Below are 15,377 nucleotides of genomic sequence, written 5' to 3'. Positions count from 1 at the left end.
GAACGAGTGCCGGCAAGTTCGATGACTGAGCCTGACTCATATGACACAACCCCTTCGCAACGAACTCCGGGCCATCCTGCACCTGGCCGGTCCGCTCATCGCGGCCCAGTTGGCGCACGTACTGATGGTCTTCACCGACACCGTGATGATGGGCCTGCTCGGCCCCGACGCCCTGGCCGGCGGCGGCCTGGGCGCGGCCAGCTATTCGTTCGTGTCGATCTTCTGCGTCGGCGTGCTGGCGTCGGTGGGCAACCTTGTCGCGATCCGTCATGGCGCCGGCGATGCGCTGGGCGCCGCGCGCCTGGCACAGACAGGGCTGTGGCTCGGCTGGGGACTGGCGCTGGCAGCGGGATTGCTCCTGTGGAATCTGCAGCCATTGCTGCTGCGTTTCGGCCAGGCGCCGGACAGCGTCGAGGGCGCCATGCAGTTCCTCTCCACCCTGGTGTTCGCCCTGCCCGGATACCTCAGCTTCATGACCCTGCGCGGCTTCACCAGCGCCATCGGCCGTGCCGGCCCGGTCATGGCGATCAGCATCGGCGGAGCGCTGGCCAATGTGGTTCTGAACTACGCGCTGATCCAAGGTTGGTTCGGCCTGCCGCGCCTGGGCCTGGCCGGTATCGGCCTGGTCACCGCATTGGTGATGAACGGCATGGCCCTGTTGCTGGCCAGGCATATCGCCCGGCATCCCGCTTACGATGTCTATCCACTGATTGCCGGACTGTGGCGGCCGTCGCGCGCGGCCCTGGGCGAATTGCTGCGCCTGGGCCTGCCGATCGGCGGCACCTATGCGGTGGAATCCGGCCTTTTCGCTTTCTCCGCGCTGTGCATGGGCGCGCTTGGTAGCATCCAACTGGCGGCGCACCAGATCGCCATTCAGTCGGTCTACGTGGCCTTCATGGTGCCAGTGGGGATTTCCTACGCCGTGACCTTCCGCATTGGCCAGCACTATGGCGCGGGACGCCTGCTCGATGCACGCCGGGCCGGGCGTCTGGGCATTGTCTTCGGTGCCGCCTGCATGCTCGGCTTCGCGGCGCTGTTTTGGCTGGCCCCGGCCTGGGTGGTCGGCCTGTTCCTCGATGGAGCCGATCCGGCGTTCCATGATGTCTTCGAACTGGCCGTAGCCCTCCTCGCCGTGGCGGCCTGGTTCGAACTGTTCGACGGGACCCAGACCATCGCCATGGGCGCGATTCGTGGCCTGAAGGATGCCAAGACCACCTTCTGGGTCGGCCTCGCCTGCTATTGGCTGGTCGGCGCGCCGGCGGCCTGGCTGCTGGCGTTCCCCCTCGGCTGGGGCGCCACCGGCGTCTGGTGGGGATTGGCCCTGGGCCTGGCCTGTGCGGCGCTCGGCCTGACCCTGGGTTTCGAGTGGAAGACCTCGCGCCTGCTCGATCCGGAGCGCGGCGACGCTACCGACGCGCGGGCCGCACTGCTTTAAGCGACTGGCGAGCCTTCCAGCAGCGAACGACGGATGCCGAACATGAGAAAGCGCGCCAGATCGTTGATCGGCAGCGCCTTGCTGATCAGATAGCCCTGCACTTGGTCGCAGCCGAATTCCCGCAACGTCTCCAGTTGCTCGTCATTCTCCACGCCTTCGGCGACCACCTTCAGGTCGAGGTTGTGCGCCAGGCTGATCATGGCGCGCACCAGTTGACGGTTCCCCGGGCGCTCGCCCATGCCGGCGACGAAGCTGCGGTCGATCTTCAACAGGGTGATCGGCAGGTTGTTGAGGTGGACGAAGGAGGAGAAGCCCGTGCCGAAATCGTCCAGGGAGAAGCGCACGCCCAGCTTGCCGAGCGCCTGCATGGTTTGCAGCACCTGGTCGCTACGGCGCATCACGGCAGTTTCGGTCAGTTCGAATTCCAGCCACTCGGCGGCGACGCCGCGTTCGCGGATCAGACGCTTGAGGGTGGGCAGCAACTGGCTGTCCTGGAACTGGCGGAACGACAGATTCACCGCCATATGCAGGCTCGGCAGGCCCCGCCCGCGCAGCCACTGCATGTCACGCAGGGCACGAGCGATGACCCAGTAGCCGAGCGGCACGATCAAGCCGCACTGCTCGGCCAACGGCACGAACTCGTCCGGCCCCAGCAGGCCACGCTCGGCGTGGCGCCAGCGCACCAGCGCCTCGAGCCCGACGATCTCACCGCTCGCCAGGTGCAGGCGCGGCTGGTAGTGCAGCTCCAGCTCTTCGCGGCGCAGCGCGCGGCGCAACTCGCCTTCGAGATCGGCCAGGCTGCGCGCATGGCGGTTGATCCGCGCATCGTAGAAATGGAAGGTGCAACCCTGGCGGCTTTTGGCCTGGCGCATGGCGATGTGGGCGTGCCACATCAGCGGATCGGCGCCCGTCCCGGCCTGGGCGTGGGCCAACCCCAGGCTGCAACCGATCAGCAGGCTCTCGTCATCCACCCGGTACGGCTCGGCGAGGGCTTCGATGATGCGCTCGGCGACCCGCTGCGCCCGCTGGCCGTCACGCCGCACGTCGAGCAGCAGGGCGAATTCGTCGCTGCCCAGGCGCGCCAACTGGTCGCCAGCCTCCAGTTCGGCCTTGATCCGGGCGACGACCTGGAGGATCAGGTGATCGCCGGCCTGATGGCCGAGGGCATCGTTGGCATGACGGAAGTTGTCGAGATCGAGATGACCGAGGACCAGCCCTTCCGGGCATTCGGCCAACCGGGCGGCGAGCAGAGTGTGGAAGCCCTGGCGATTGGCGATGCCGGTCAGCGGGTCCTGTTCGGCGAGGCGGTCCAGGCTGCCCTGTAGCGTGCAGCGTTCGCGCGCGTAGCGCAGGCAACGACGCAGGAGTTCGGGGGTCAGGCTGCCGCGAACCAGCCAGTCGCAAGCGCCGGCCGGCGAGAACTCCGGCTCCGCCTCGAGCAGCGCCACCATCGGCAAGGGACACTCGCTGCCGGAGGGCAGGTAATCCGGCGTGGCCAGCACCAATCCCTCGGGCGCTTCATCGAACAGGCTGCTGGCAATATCCCAGGATGGCGCGGTGATCACCGGCGGCGCGCCCAGCGTTGCCAGGCACCGATCGAGCAGGCGGCCCCAGGAGGGATCGTCGGTCAGGAGCAACAGGCGCAGAGGTTCGACGAGCGCAGACAAAGAAAATCCCCCGAGTCAGGTTGGACGCGCGGACCATCGCGGCACGTCGCGAGCGACGTACCGCATGCGCATCCCTACGCGGGAATCTGTCCGAAAGAAGGCCCGGCCGCGTCGGTGCGGCATCACGTGAATGGCGCAAGTTATCCAGACATCCAGGCAATCGCCAGCACCTGCCGTCGATCCTGTGAGCAGCATCATGCATGAGCGGATGAAAAGTGACGGAGTGAGCGCTGGGCGTCACTGCAGGGCAGACGCACGCACCGAAGGATGGCCGTGCCGATGCTGCAGCAACCGCTCAAGCTCGCGCAACGGCAGGGGTTTGCTGATCAGGTAGCCCTGGGCCTGATCGCAGCCGAACTGGCGCAGCAGTTCCAGCTCTTCCGGCGACTCGACGCCCTCCGCCACCACCTCCAGGCCGAGATTGCCGGCCAGGTTGATCATGGCCTTGACCAGCCTGCACTGTTCAGGCCGTACGTGCATGCCGGACACGAAACTCTTGTCCAGCTTGAGCAGGGCGATCGGCAGGCTGGCGAGGTGGACGAAGGAGGAGAAGCCCGTGCCGAAGTCATCCAGGGAGAACCGTACGCCCAGTTCACCGAGGGTATGCATGGTTCCCAGCACGTAGTCGCTGCGCTGCATGACCGCGGTTTCGGTCAGCTCGAACTCCAGCCAGCGGGTGTCCACCTTGCAGCCCTCGATCAAGCGTTGCACGGTGGTCAGCAGCTGACTGTCCTGAAACTGGCTGAAGGACAGGTTCACCGCCATGTGCAGCCCGCGGCCCTGCTCGGCCAGCCAGCGCATGTCCTGCAAGGCACGGGAAATAACCCAATAGCCGAGGGGAACGATCAGTCCGCACTGCTCGGCCAGAGGAATGAAATCCTGTGGGTAGAGCAGGCCCCGCGCCGGATGGCGCCAGCGCACTAGTGCTTCGAGGCCGACGATCTCGCCACTCTCCAGGTGCAGGCGCGGCTGGTAGTGCAACTCCAGTTCATCGCGGCGCAGGGCTCGACGGAGTTCCGCTTCGAGGTCCGCCAGGCTGCGCACGTCGCTGGAAATACGCTCGTCGTACAGATGCCAGGTGCAACCCTGGCGGCTCTTCGCCTGCTGCATGGCCAAGTGGGCATGCCAGAGCAACGCATCGGCATCTTCGCCGGCACGGCAATAGGCCAAGCCCAGGCTGCAACCCAGCGAGAGGCTTTCCCCCTGGATCCAGTACGGCTCGCCCAGCGACTCCAGGATGTTCTGCACCAGGCTGTCGACCCGTTTCGGATCGGCGCTCACGTCCAGCAGCAGGGCGAATTCGTCGCCACCGATCCGGGCCAGGATGTCCTGCTGCTCCAGCAGGGGCTTCAGGCGCCCCACGACCTGCTGAATCAATTCGTCGCCGGCTTGGTGGCCCAGGCTGTCATTGGCGTGGTTGAAGTTGTCCAGGTCGAGATAACCCAGCAACAGGCCACGCCCCCGGTTCAGTTGCAGGCGCTTGGGCAGCAGCGCCTGGAAGCCCTGGCGGTTCGGAATGCCGGTGAGCGCGTCCTGTTTCGACAAACGCTGCATAGACAGCAATTGCCGGCTATAGTGCAGGCAGCGTCGTAGCACTTCGCCATTAAGGCTGTCGCGCGCCAGCCAGTCGCAGATGTCCGCCGGCAGTTGGCTCGGCGCACTGTCCAGCAACAGGATCGGCGGCAAGGGGCATTGATTGGCAGTGGGCAGGCAGTCGGGTGTGGCGAAGACCAGATCGGGCAGGTGGTCCTGATAGAGGTTCTGGGCGTCGCTCCAGCTACTGGCGGCGAACAGCCAGACCGGCTCCGGTTGCTCGGCCAACAGCTGATCCAGCAGGGAGATCCAATGGGACTCCCGCGAAAGGATGAGCAGTCGGGAGAAATCGGTCTGGCACGTCACAACATCCCCTCCGCTGCATGATTTAATAAATTACTTTAAGTTATAGCTCTATATATCTAATACATTGCAATTTTTTATTTGTATAGCCCCCTATCGACACACGGGACACTGCAGCGCCGGGCAAGCCTGATAGAATCTCCCGCCCTTCCAACCAGTCCGTTTCGCCATGTCCCGACTCAATCCCCGGCAACAGGAAGCCGTGACCTATGTCGGCGGCCCTCTCCTGGTGCTCGCCGGCGCCGGCTCCGGCAAGACCAGCGTCATCACCCGCAAGATCGCCTACTTGATCCAGCAGTGCGGCATCCGGGCCCAGCACATCGTTGCCATGACCTTCACCAACAAGGCCGCCCGCGAAATGAAGGAGCGGGTCGGCACCCTGTTGCGTGGTAGCGAAGGCAAGGGGCTGACGGTGTCGACTTTCCACAACCTCGGGCTGAACATCATTCGCAAGGAGCACGCCCGACTCGGCTACAAGCCGGGCTTCTCGATCTTCGACGAGGGCGACATCAAGGCGCTGCTGACCGACATCATGCAGAAGGAATACGCCGGCGATGACGGCGTGGACGAGATCAAGAACTACATCGGTAACTGGAAGAACGATCTGGTGCTGCCCGACGAGGCCCTGGCCCAGGCGCGCAACCCCAAGGAACAGACCGCCGCCATCGTCTACCTGCACTACCAGCGCACCCTCAAGGCGTACAACGCGGTCGACTTCGACGACCTCATCCTGCTGCCGGTGAAGCTGTTCCAGGAACACGCGGACATACTGGAGAAATGGCAGAACCGCATTCGCTACCTGCTGGTGGACGAATACCAGGACACCAACGCCAGCCAGTACCTTCTGGTGAAGCTGCTGGTCGGCATGCGCAACCAGTTCACCGTGGTCGGCGACGACGACCAGTCGATCTACGCCTGGCGCGGGGCGCGGCCGGAAAACCTGATGCAACTGAAGGAGGACTACCCCTCCCTCAAAGTGGTGATGCTGGAGCAGAACTACCGCTCCACCAGCCGCATCCTCAAATGCGCCAACGTGCTGATCGCCAACAACCCGCACGTGTTCGAGAAGCAGCTGTGGAGCGAGATGGGCCATGGCGACGAAATCCGCGTGATCCGCTGCCGCAACGAAGAGGCCGAGTGCGAGCGGGTAGCCATGGAAATCCTCACCGAGCACCTGCGCACCCAGCGCCCGTACAGCGATTTCGCCATCCTTTACCGTGGCAATTACCAGGCGAAGCTGATGGAGCTGAAGCTGCAGCACCACCAGATTCCCTACCGGCTCTCTGGCGGCACCAGTTTCTTCGCCCGCCAGGAAGTGAAGGACCTGATGTCCTATTTCCGCCTGCTGGTGAACCCGGACGACGACAACGCCTTCCTCCGCGTGATCAACGTGCCGCGCCGGGAAATCGGCTCCACAACCCTGGAGAAGCTCGGCAACTACGCCACCGAGCGTAAGATTTCCATGTACCAGGCGGCGGGCGAGATCGGCCTCGGCGAACACTTGGACAGCCGCTTCACCGAACGCCTGGCGCGCTTCACCCGCTGGATGGACGGCGTGCGCCAGCAATGCGCACAGAACGATCCGATCGCCGCGCTGCGCAGCATGGTGATGGACATCGATTACGAGAACTGGCTGCGGCAGAACGCTTCCAGCGACAAGGTCGCCGAAGCGCGCATGGGCAACGTCTGGTTCCTCATCGAGGCGCTGAAGAACACCCTCGAGAAGGACGAAGATGGCGAGATGACCATCGAGGAAGCCATCGGCAAGCTGGTCCTGCGCGACATGCTCGAGCGCCAGCAGGAAGAGGAAGAAGGCGCCGAAGGGGTGCAGATGATGACCCTGCACGCCTCCAAGGGCCTGGAGTTCCCCTCGGTGTTCATCCTCGGCGTCGAGGAGGAAATCCTCCCGCACCGCTCCAGCATCGAGGCCGATACCATCGAGGAAGAACGCCGCCTGGCCTATGTCGGCATCACCCGCGCGCGGCAGAACCTGACCCTGACCTTCGCCGCCAAGCGCAAGCAGTACGGCGAGATCATCGACTGCACGCCAAGCCGCTTCCTCGATGAGCTGCCGCCGGAAGACCTGATCTGGGAAGGCCAGGAAGACGCCCCGGTGGAGGTCAAGGCCGCGCGCGGCAACAACGCCCTGGCGGATATCCGCGCCATGCTCAAGCGCTGACGGCATTTTCGCGTTCCAACGGGAACGATTACCCGCGCGGAGACCGGGCACGGAGCCGCCAAGGGGCACTGGCGCTCCCACCCGCTCGGTGAAAAAATTGCCTGCTTCGACAGGACGCCCAACGTCGGCGCCCGCCATTCGACGCATCGAGGTACGGTCGTGGAGTTACTGAAGCAGAGCATTCGCCAGCGCGGCATCGCCCTTTCCGAGCAGGTGCTCAAGGTGGACGCCTTTCTCAATCATCAGATCGATCCGCTGCTGATGCAGGCCATCGGCCGCGAATTCGCCGCGCGTTTTCGCGAGGACGGCATCACCAAGATCGTCACCATCGAGGCCTCCGGCATCGCACCGGCGGTGATGACCGGTCTGGAACTGGGCGTACCGGTGATCTTCGCCCGCAAACACCAGTCCCTGACCCTGACCGACAACCTGCTGGTCGCCTCGGTGTACTCCTTCACCAAGCAAGTGGAAAGTACCATCGCCATTTCCACCACCCACCTGTCGGCCCATGACCGGGTACTGATCATCGATGACTTCCTGGCCAACGGCAAAGCCGCCAAGGGCCTGATCTCGATCATCCAGCAGGCCGGTGCGAGCATCGCCGGGCTCGGTATCGTGATCGAGAAATCCTTCCAGCAGGGCCGCGCCGAGCTAGAGGAAATGGGCTTTCGCATCGAATCCCTGGCCCGCGTGATCTCGCTGAAGGACGGCCAGATCACCTTTCTCGACTGACCGGGGAAGACATTCCTAGCGCCACAGCTCCACCAATGCCCCCTGTGTGCCGGTCACCGGATCGCTGACCGGCACCGGCGTTTCGGCAATGCGCGCCCTGGCCGCGTCATGGGTCCGCTCATCGGGGCGCTGGATATCCCAGTCCTGTTCGGGTGGATACGCGCCCACCACCAGAAAATCCGCGCTGGCCTGCAACTGGCAGTGCCCGGTGCCCGCCGGCAGCACCAGCGCATCGCCGGCACGCACCTCGATTTCCGCGCCCCGTTCTCCGCCCAGCATCAGCCGCGCATGCCCCCGCGCCACGCCCAACGCCTCATGGGCGCCGGTGTGGTAGTGATGGTAGTCGTAGACCGGGCTGCGCCAGCGCGGCGGCCAGAAGTGAGCGGCGAATAGCGTTTCGAATGCCTCGGCGAGATCGCCCTGCAACGGCAACTGGCGATAGACCAGCACCGGCAACGCGCTATTCGGTGTACGTCCGTCGCTGGAAAAGCGCAGGCATTCGGGACGGGGAATGGAATTCTGCATCGGAATCTCCTCATGTGGCCGTAGCCTTGAGCCCGGCCAGCACCAGCTTCTGATAGAGCTGCTCGCGCAACCCCTCGGGTTCGGCCAGGCCCATGCGCTGTAGATGGCCGGCGTAGGCCTGCGGATCGGGCAGGTCGAACAGCGTGGCCATACCCAGTTCGAGGATTTCGCTGAGCTTGAGCTTGCTCTTCAACCAGCGCAGGGCACGCAACAGGTCCTGCTCGTGCCCGGTGAAATCGCTGCCCAGCGGGTATTCGGCGAACAGGCGGGGATGCTGTGCCTGCAAGGCCAGCAGGCGCCACGGCGTGTTCTGCCGGTACGCCCAGGGCAGTTCGAAGTCCTCGGGCAGCTTGCCGGCCCGCTGGGCCTGGTCGATCAGGTCTTCCTGGAAGCGCGAATCGGCGATGCGGATCAGCGCTTCGATCACCTCGGCATCATTCTTCCCGCGCAAGTCGGCGATACCGTATTCGGTGACCACGATGTCGCGCAGGTGGCGCGGGATGGTGGCATGCCCGTACTGCCAGACGATGTTCGAGGTGACCTCGCCGCCGCTCTCGCGCCAACTGCGCAGCATGAGGATCGAGCGCGCACCCTCCAGCTCGTGGGCCTGGGCGACGAAGTCGTACTGGCCGCCGACGCCGCTGACTACCCGGCCGTCCTCCAGCTGATCGGCGATCCCCGCGCCCAGCAGGGTCATGGCAAACGCACTATTGATGAAGCGCGCATCGCGCCGCTGCAAGCGCTTGAGTCGCTCATTGCCATACAGCCGGTTGATGAAGCCGATGGCGGTCATACCGATGCGTTCACGCTGGGCATCGCTCAATTCAGTGAGACGTTCGTAGAATGCCTGCGGGCCGAGGAAGAAGCCGCCATGCACCAACACACCGCCCGGCGCAGCCTTCAGATAAGGCTCCAGCGCCTCCTGCGCGGCGGTGTCACGTAGATCGGCGGGCACACGGCGCCCGTCCGGCAGGAGCAGCACGTCGCCAAGCCGCTCGATCTCGCTGGCCAGCAGGCCACGCTCCTGCAACCAGGCCAACATCGGCTCTTCCAGGTGGGTCGGCAGCCCCGCCTCCAACAGCAGCCGCAGGCTGCGGGGACGCCCCTCGGCATCCAGCACACCGAGGTTGGCCAGCCATTGCAGGCCTTCGTCCGGATAGACCCGCCGGCGGATCACCCCCGCCTCGATCAGCGCCAGCAGGCCGAGAACGAACATCTCGCTGCACCCGTAGAGCCCTTCGGCGAAGGGCGCGAGCCCACCCTCGCGCTCGATCAGCCGGTCCCAGCGTTGCGGCACCTGCATATCCTCCAGCAGGGCGCGATAACCCGCATTGTCGCCCTGCCGCGCCAGCAGCGCCGCGGTGAGTGCATCGCCCATGGCGCCGATGCCGATCTGCAGGGTACCGCCGTCCCGCACCAGAGTACTGGCATGCAGGCCGATGGCATGGTCCTGCAGGCTCACCGGCATGTTCGGCGTCGAGAACAGGGTGCTGCACTCGACGGGCTCGATGACGAGATCGAACTCCTCTTCGGCCAGCTCCGCATCCCCGGGCATGTACGGCAGCTCCGCATGTGCCTGGGCAACGCACAACACCGGCTCGCCCGCCGCACGTCGCGCGGCCAGCCGCGGCAACAGGTCCAGGGTGATGTCGGGGTTGCACGACAGGCTAAACCACCCCGGTCGGTGCGGCGAACGTGCGACCAACTGGGCAATGACGTTGATGCCCTTGAGATCCAGCCCGCGCGCGACCTGGCTGTAGTTCAGGCTGACGTACTGCTGCTGCGCCAACGGATTGCCAAGCAGGCTGCCCGGGCTCAGGTAGAACTCTTCGAGCCGGATGTTCGGCGGCAACTCCCCTCGCCGCAGATCGGCCAGGTAATCCAGTTCGGGGTAGTCGCCATAGACGCGCTCGAAGAACGGCGTGCTGAAGCGTTGCTCCAGCTCGCTACCGCCCTGGGGACGCCCCAGCGAAAGGGCGGTATAGATGGTCAGCGAGCGCGAAGCGTCCGCCTTGACCCGGCGATAGAGCAGATTGGCGAAACGGTTCGGTTTGCCCAGGCCCAACGGCAGCCCCAGGCGGATGGGACCGTCGATTCGCGCCAGGACCTGTTCGACGGCCTGTTCCAGCGAGCAGCGTGGCACCGGACTCTCCTCGGCAGCGGCGTTGACCTTTGCTTGGGAGCTTTGACCGCGCCTCTCCGGCTTTGCTCAGCGGAGCCCGGAAACGACGAAGCCGCCCGGAGGCGGCTTCGTTGGCGAAAAGACCGGAATCAGAGGCCGGACATTTTCTCGATGGCGCCTTTCAGCTCGTCGTCCGAGCAATCGCCGCAGGTACCTTTCGGCGGCATGGCGTTGATACCGGAAATGGCATGCTTGAGCAGGCCGTCGATACCACCGGCGGCATCGGCACGTGCCTTCCAGGCGGCACCGTCGCCGACCTTCGGCGCACCCAGCACGCCGGCGCCATGGCAGGCGTTGCAGTGCTTGGCGATCACGTCGTCGGCGCTGCGCGCGCCACCGCCCGCGGCAGCCGCCACGGCTTCGACACCCTTGCATTCCTGGCCCATCACGCAGACCTCGCCCACCGGCTTGATGCGCTCGGCGATATCGTCGTTGGTCGCAGCCTGGGCGCTAACAGCCCACAGGGCCAACAGAGCGGCTTTGGCCACCAGCATCTTGTTAATCAGGTTCACGTCTCACCCTCATTGTGGCTAGTCACGCCCGCGGCCACGGTTACGCGAGCGGGCGCCAGTATAACGATAAGCCGGTCTCGCCGAAACAACCCTGCGCCGTGCAGGGCCTTGCGGCATTACGTCGCAGGCAGGGGCCGAAGCCCTAGAAATTCGCCGGTGTGGTGGCACTGATCAGGCGTGCCGGTTTGTCGAACGGATTGCGGAAACGGTGGGGCTGATGGCTCTCGAAGTAGTAGCTGTCGCCCGCCTCGAGGATGTACACCTCGCTGCCGACGGTCAGTTCCAGGCGGCCTTCCACCAGGATGCCGGCTTCTTCCCCTTCGTGGGCATACATCTCTTCGCCGGTATCGGCATCCGGCGGGTAGGTTTCGTCGAGGAAGGCCAGGGCCCGGTTGGGTTGTGCCTTGCCGACCAGTTTCATGGTCACGGCGCCGCTGGAGAGGTCGGTCAGTTCGTCGGCCCGGTAGACGACTTGAGTGGGCGTGTCTTGCTCGTAGTCGATGGAGAAGAACTCCACCAGTGTCATGGGAATGCCGCTGAGGACTTTTTTCAGCGAGCTGATCGAGGGACTGACACTGTTCTTCTCGATCATCGAAATGGTGCTGTTGGTAACGCCGGCCCGCTTGGCGAGTTCACGCTGGGAAAGGCCTTTGAGTTTGCGAATGGATTGCAGTCGAACACCGACGTCCAATGCGGGAGTCCTCCAGGGGGAGCAGGTTGCGAAGTGGCCGTATCATGGCGCCAGCGTTCAGTATTTTCAACAGCCTGACCGCACATCCTGCTCAGTGGCTCGACTACCTCTCGGAATAGACGCGCGGCGCCCGTTTCAGATTGCAGAACAGTTGATAGGGAATGGTCCCGGCCCAGGCCGCAACATCACTGGCAAGTACTTCCCGGCCCCAGAGTTCGACCCGGCTGCCCAGGCCCGCCTGGGGCAGGCCGGTCAGGTCGACAGTGAGCATATCCATGGACACCCGACCGATCAGCCGGCTCGGCTGGCCATCGATGCTCACCGGCGTTCCGGTCGGTGCGTGGCGCGGATAGCCGTCGGCATAGCCCATGGCAACCACGCCCACGCGGGTCGGCCGCTCGCTGACGAAGCGCGCGCCGTAGCCCACCGGCTCGCCTGCCGGCAATTCGCGCACGCCGATGATCCGCGATTCCAGCGTCATCACCGGCTGCAGGCCATCGGCCGCCGCTTGCGGGCCCTCGAACGGCGAGGCGCCATAAAGCATCAAGCCCGGACGCACCCAATCGCTGTTCAGCGGCTTCGGGAACAGCAGCCGGTTGCCGAGGAGCGCCGGGGAATTGCACAGGCTGATCTCCGCCACCAGCCCCTGGCGGGCCTGCTCGAAGACGTGCAGCTGCTCGGCGCTGCGCGGGCAGTCCAGTTCATCGGCACGGGCGAAATGGCTCATCAGGACGATCTTGCCGACCTTGCCGCTGGCCAGCAGGCGCTGGTAGGCGGCCTGGTAATCGGCGGGCTCCAGGCCGACACGGTGCATGCCGGTGTCCAGCTTCAGCCAGACGCACAGGGGCCTGCCCAGGCTGGCGCGCTCGATGGCCTCCAACTGCCACATCGAATGGACAACGCACCAGAAATCATGGCGAACGATCAGCTCCAGCTCTTCCGCCTCGAAAAAGCCTTCCAGCAGCAGGATGGGCGCACGGATGCCGGCCTCGCGCAGCTCCAGCGCTTCCTCGATACAGGCCACGGCGAACCCGTCCGCCTCGTCCAGCAGGGCCTGGGCGCAGCGCACCGCGCCATGCCCGTAGGCATCCGCCTTGATCACCGCCAGCGCACGGGCGCCAGAGGCTTCGCGGGCCAGCCGGTAGTTGGCACGCAGGGCTTGGAGGTCGATCAGGGCACGGGCGGGACGCATGGCAGTCTTCGATATCCAAAAAAAAAGCCCGGTGACCCGGGCATCAGTGTGAATCAGGGCAGTGCGGCGATGACGGTCATTTCCACCAGCACATCGGGCGAATACAGCTTCGCCTCGACGGTGGCGCGGGCCGGCGCGGCGCCTTTCGGCACCCAGTCGTCCCACACGGCGTTCATGCCGGCGAAATCGGCGGCCATGTCCTTGAGGAAGATGGTCACCGAGAGGATGCGGGTCTTGTCGGTCCCGGCCTCGGCGAGCATGCGGTCGATGCTCGCCAGGGTCTCGCGGGTCTGGGCTTCGATGCCGGCGCTAAGGTTCTCGTCCAGTTGGCCCGCCAGGTAGACGGTGCCGTTGTGGATGACGATTTCGCTGTAGCGGGCTTCAGTGCGCAGGCGCCGGATTGACATGCTCGGGGGACTCCTTACGAGTGCTGTAACGGAAAATATCGAGGCCTTCGGCGCTGATTTGCGGGCGCTTCGAGGCCATCAGGTCGGCGAGCAGGCGGCCGGAGCCACAGGCCATGGTCCAACCGAGGGTACCGTGGCCGGTGTTGAGGAACAGGTTGCGCATCGGCGTGGCGCCGACGATGGGGGTACCGTCGGGGGTCGCCGGGCGCAGGCCGGTCCAGAATTCCGCCCGGGTCAGATCGCCACCTTCAGGGTAGAGATCGCCGGTGATCATTTCCAGGGTCTCGCGGCGACGCGGGTTCAAACTCAGGTCGAAACCGGCGATCTCGGCCATGCCGCCGACGCGGATGCGATTGTCGAAGCGGGTGATGGCGACCTTGTAGGTCTCATCGAGGATGGTTGAGGTCGGTGCCATGTCCGGGTTGGTGATCGGTACGGTCAGCGAATAGCCCTTGAGCGGGTAGACCGGCGCCTTGATGCCCAGCGGCTTGAGCAGTTGCGGGGTGTAGCTGCCGAGGGCCAGCACGTAGCGGTCGGCGGTCTCCAGCTTGCCGTCGATCCACACGCCGTTGATGCGGTCGCCGGCATGGTCGAGACGCTCGATGTTGCGGCCGAAGCGGAATTCCACGCCCAGCTTGACCGCCATTTCGGCCAGCTTGGTGGTGAACATCTGGCAGTCGCCGGTCTGGTCGTTGGGCAGGCGCAGGGCGCCGGCCAGCTTGTCGGTAACCTTGGCCAGAGCGGGCTCGACGCGGGCGATACCGGCGCGGTCCAGCACCTCGTAAGGCACGCCGGACTGCTCGAGCACGGCGATGTCCTTGGCCGCGGCATCGAGCTGGGCCTGGGTACGGAACAATTGGGTGGTGCCGAGGGTGCGGCCTTCGTAGGCGATACCGGTTTCCGCGCGCAGCTCGTCGAGGCAGTCGCGGCTGTACTCGGACAGGCGCACCATGCGCTCCTTGTTCACTGCGTAGCGGGCGGCAGTGCAGTTGCGCAGCATCTGCGCCATCCACAGGTACTGGTCGATGTTGGCGGTGGCCTTGATGGCTAGCGGCGCGTGGCGCTGCAGCAGCCATTTCATGGCTTTCAGCGGAATGCCCGGCGCGGCCCAAGGCGAGGCATAGCCAGGAGACACCTGGCCGGCGTTGGCGAAGCTGGTTTCCATGGCCGGAGCGGGCTGGCGATCGACCACCACCACTTCGAAACCGGCGCGGGCCAGATAATAGGCGCTGGCAGTACCGATTACACCGCTGCCGAGTACCAGAACACGCATCGCTGCCTCCTCGACCCGAGATTCTCCGGGCGTCGCTGAATAGAACCGTAATGCGGCGCAGTATAGGGAGGCATGTCCAGTGCTTTTCACTATATTGATAGCTATATTTGGCGAGAATTCTTGGCGGAAACGCTTTCGACGGAGGGGCATTACCCATGCGCACCCAGCATCAGACCAAGCGGGAGCTGGACAAGATTGACCGCAATATCCTGCGCATCCTGCAGCAGGACGGACGGATTTCCTTCACCGAGCTGGGCGAGCGCGTCGGCCTGTCCACCACGCCGTGCACCGAGCGCGTCCGCCGGCTGGAGCGCGAAGGCATCATCATGGGCTACTCCGCGCGGCTCAACCCGCAGCACCTGAAGGCCAACCTGCTGGTGTTCGTGGAAATCAGCCTGGCCTACAAGTCCGGCGACATCTTCGAGGAGTTCCGCCGCGCCGTGCTCAAGCTGCCCCATGTGCTGGAGTGCCACCTGGTCTCGGGCGACTTCGACTACCTGGTGAAGGCGCGTATCAACGAGATGGCCTCCTACCGCAAGCTGCTCGGCGACATACTGCTCAAGCTGCCCCACGTGCGGGAGTCGAAGAGCTATATCGTGATGGAAGAGGTCAAGGAATCGCTGAACCTGCCGATTCCCGACTGATCCGGGACTCCGCCCCGGGTCGACGCCTGGGCGGCTTCCGCT

13 protein-coding genes are annotated in these 15,377 nt (G+C 64.9%); 4 read left to right on the top strand and 9 right to left on the bottom strand.

The annotated features are described in order from the left end of the window. Positions 1-40: 40 nt before the first annotated feature. On the top strand, positions 41-1,435 hold the full coding sequence (locus BZL41_RS14250; protein ID WP_095599898.1) for a NorM family multidrug efflux MATE transporter: 1,395 nt from the start codon (positions 41-43) through the stop codon (positions 1,433-1,435). On the opposite strand, the gene BZL41_RS14245 is transcribed toward BZL41_RS14250, so the two are convergent. Further along, complete coding sequence (locus BZL41_RS14245; RefSeq protein WP_095599897.1) at positions 1,432-3,102, bottom strand: bifunctional diguanylate cyclase/phosphodiesterase; 1,671 nt, start codon at positions 3,100-3,102, stop codon at positions 1,432-1,434. The genes BZL41_RS14250 and BZL41_RS14245 overlap by 4 nt on opposite strands. 237 nt (positions 3,103-3,339) lie before the next feature. Continuing rightward, positions 3,340-5,001, bottom strand: coding sequence for a putative bifunctional diguanylate cyclase/phosphodiesterase (locus BZL41_RS14240; protein ID WP_371916529.1), 1,662 nt, complete (start codon positions 4,999-5,001; stop codon positions 3,340-3,342). A 166-nt stretch (positions 5,002-5,167) separates the two neighbouring features. On the opposite strand from BZL41_RS14240, the gene rep reads away from it, so the two are divergent. Both rep and BZL41_RS14230 read left to right on the top strand, forming a co-directional pair. Then, positions 5,168-7,177, top strand: a complete 2,010-nt coding sequence (gene rep / locus BZL41_RS14235; protein ID WP_095599896.1) for a DNA helicase Rep — start codon at positions 5,168-5,170, stop codon at positions 7,175-7,177. 159 nt (positions 7,178-7,336) lie between these two features. Further along, on the top strand, positions 7,337-7,909 hold the full coding sequence (locus BZL41_RS14230; protein ID WP_084333354.1) for a xanthine phosphoribosyltransferase: 573 nt from the start codon (positions 7,337-7,339) through the stop codon (positions 7,907-7,909). A 15-nt stretch (positions 7,910-7,924) separates the two neighbouring features. On the opposite strand, the gene BZL41_RS14225 is transcribed toward BZL41_RS14230, so the two are convergent. From BZL41_RS14225 to dadA, 7 genes are all read right to left on the bottom strand, one after another. Then, a complete protein-coding gene (locus BZL41_RS14225; protein WP_095599895.1) occupies positions 7,925-8,434 on the bottom strand; it encodes a cupin domain-containing protein in 510 nt (169 codons plus the stop codon). Positions 8,435-8,444: 10 nt separating this feature from the next. Beyond that, a complete protein-coding gene (locus BZL41_RS14220) occupies positions 8,445-10,577 on the bottom strand; it encodes an acetyl-CoA hydrolase/transferase C-terminal domain-containing protein (protein WP_095599894.1) in 2,133 nt (710 codons plus the stop codon). Positions 10,578-10,705: 128 nt separating this feature from the next. Next, a complete protein-coding gene (locus BZL41_RS14215; RefSeq protein WP_095599893.1) occupies positions 10,706-11,128 on the bottom strand; it encodes a cytochrome c5 family protein in 423 nt (140 codons plus the stop codon). Positions 11,129-11,270: 142 nt separating this feature from the next. Beyond that, positions 11,271-11,819 carry a cupin domain-containing protein gene (locus BZL41_RS14210; RefSeq protein ID WP_095599892.1) on the bottom strand — a complete coding sequence of 183 codons (549 nt, stop codon included), beginning with the start codon at positions 11,817-11,819 and terminating at the stop codon, positions 11,271-11,273. A gap of 103 nt (positions 11,820-11,922) precedes the next feature. Continuing rightward, on the bottom strand, positions 11,923-13,011 hold the full coding sequence (alr, locus tag BZL41_RS14205; protein ID WP_095599891.1) for an alanine racemase: 1,089 nt from the start codon (positions 13,009-13,011) through the stop codon (positions 11,923-11,925). 53 nt (positions 13,012-13,064) lie between these two features. Beyond that, positions 13,065-13,418 (bottom strand): RidA family protein, encoded by a 354-nt coding sequence (locus tag BZL41_RS14200; protein WP_095599890.1) that lies wholly within the window; start codon positions 13,416-13,418, stop codon positions 13,065-13,067. After that, positions 13,393-14,691 carry a D-amino acid dehydrogenase gene (gene dadA / locus BZL41_RS14195; RefSeq protein ID WP_095599889.1) on the bottom strand — a complete coding sequence of 433 codons (1,299 nt, stop codon included), beginning with the start codon at positions 14,689-14,691 and terminating at the stop codon, positions 13,393-13,395. Before dadA ends, BZL41_RS14200 begins: the two co-directional genes overlap by 26 nt. Before the next feature lie 155 nt (positions 14,692-14,846). On the opposite strand from dadA, the gene BZL41_RS14190 reads away from it, so the two are divergent. Beyond that, positions 14,847-15,335 carry a winged helix-turn-helix transcriptional regulator gene (locus tag BZL41_RS14190; RefSeq protein ID WP_084333367.1) on the top strand — a complete coding sequence of 163 codons (489 nt, stop codon included), beginning with the start codon at positions 14,847-14,849 and terminating at the stop codon, positions 15,333-15,335. Positions 15,336-15,377 lie beyond the last annotated feature (42 nt).

This window comes from Pseudomonas sp. PIC25 (assembly GCF_002286785.1).
Taxonomy (GTDB): Bacteria; Pseudomonadota; Gammaproteobacteria; order Pseudomonadales; family Pseudomonadaceae; genus Pseudomonas_M.
Note: the sequence above shows the minus strand (reverse complement) of the source record. Positions and strands in the feature narration are given on the sequence as shown.

Bases quoted from the DNA above. Each gene is read 5' to 3' on its own strand.
- BZL41_RS14250 (WP_095599898.1), top strand. From the start codon at position 41: ATGACACAACCCCTTCGCAACGAACTCCGGGCCATCCTGCACCTGGCC.
- rep (WP_095599896.1), top strand. From the start codon at position 5,168: ATGTCCCGACTCAATCCCCGGCAACAGGAAGCCGTGACCTATGTCGGC.
- BZL41_RS14225 (WP_095599895.1), bottom strand. From the start codon at position 8,434: ATGCAGAATTCCATTCCCCGTCCCGAATGCCTGCGCTTTTCCAGCGAC.
- alr (WP_095599891.1), bottom strand. From the start codon at position 13,011: ATGCGTCCCGCCCGTGCCCTGATCGACCTCCAAGCCCTGCGTGCCAAC.
- BZL41_RS14200 (WP_095599890.1), bottom strand. From the start codon at position 13,418: ATGTCAATCCGGCGCCTGCGCACTGAAGCCCGCTACAGCGAAATCGTC.
- dadA (WP_095599889.1), bottom strand. From the start codon at position 14,691: ATGCGTGTTCTGGTACTCGGCAGCGGTGTAATCGGTACTGCCAGCGCC.
- BZL41_RS14190 (WP_084333367.1), top strand. From the start codon at position 14,847: ATGCGCACCCAGCATCAGACCAAGCGGGAGCTGGACAAGATTGACCGC.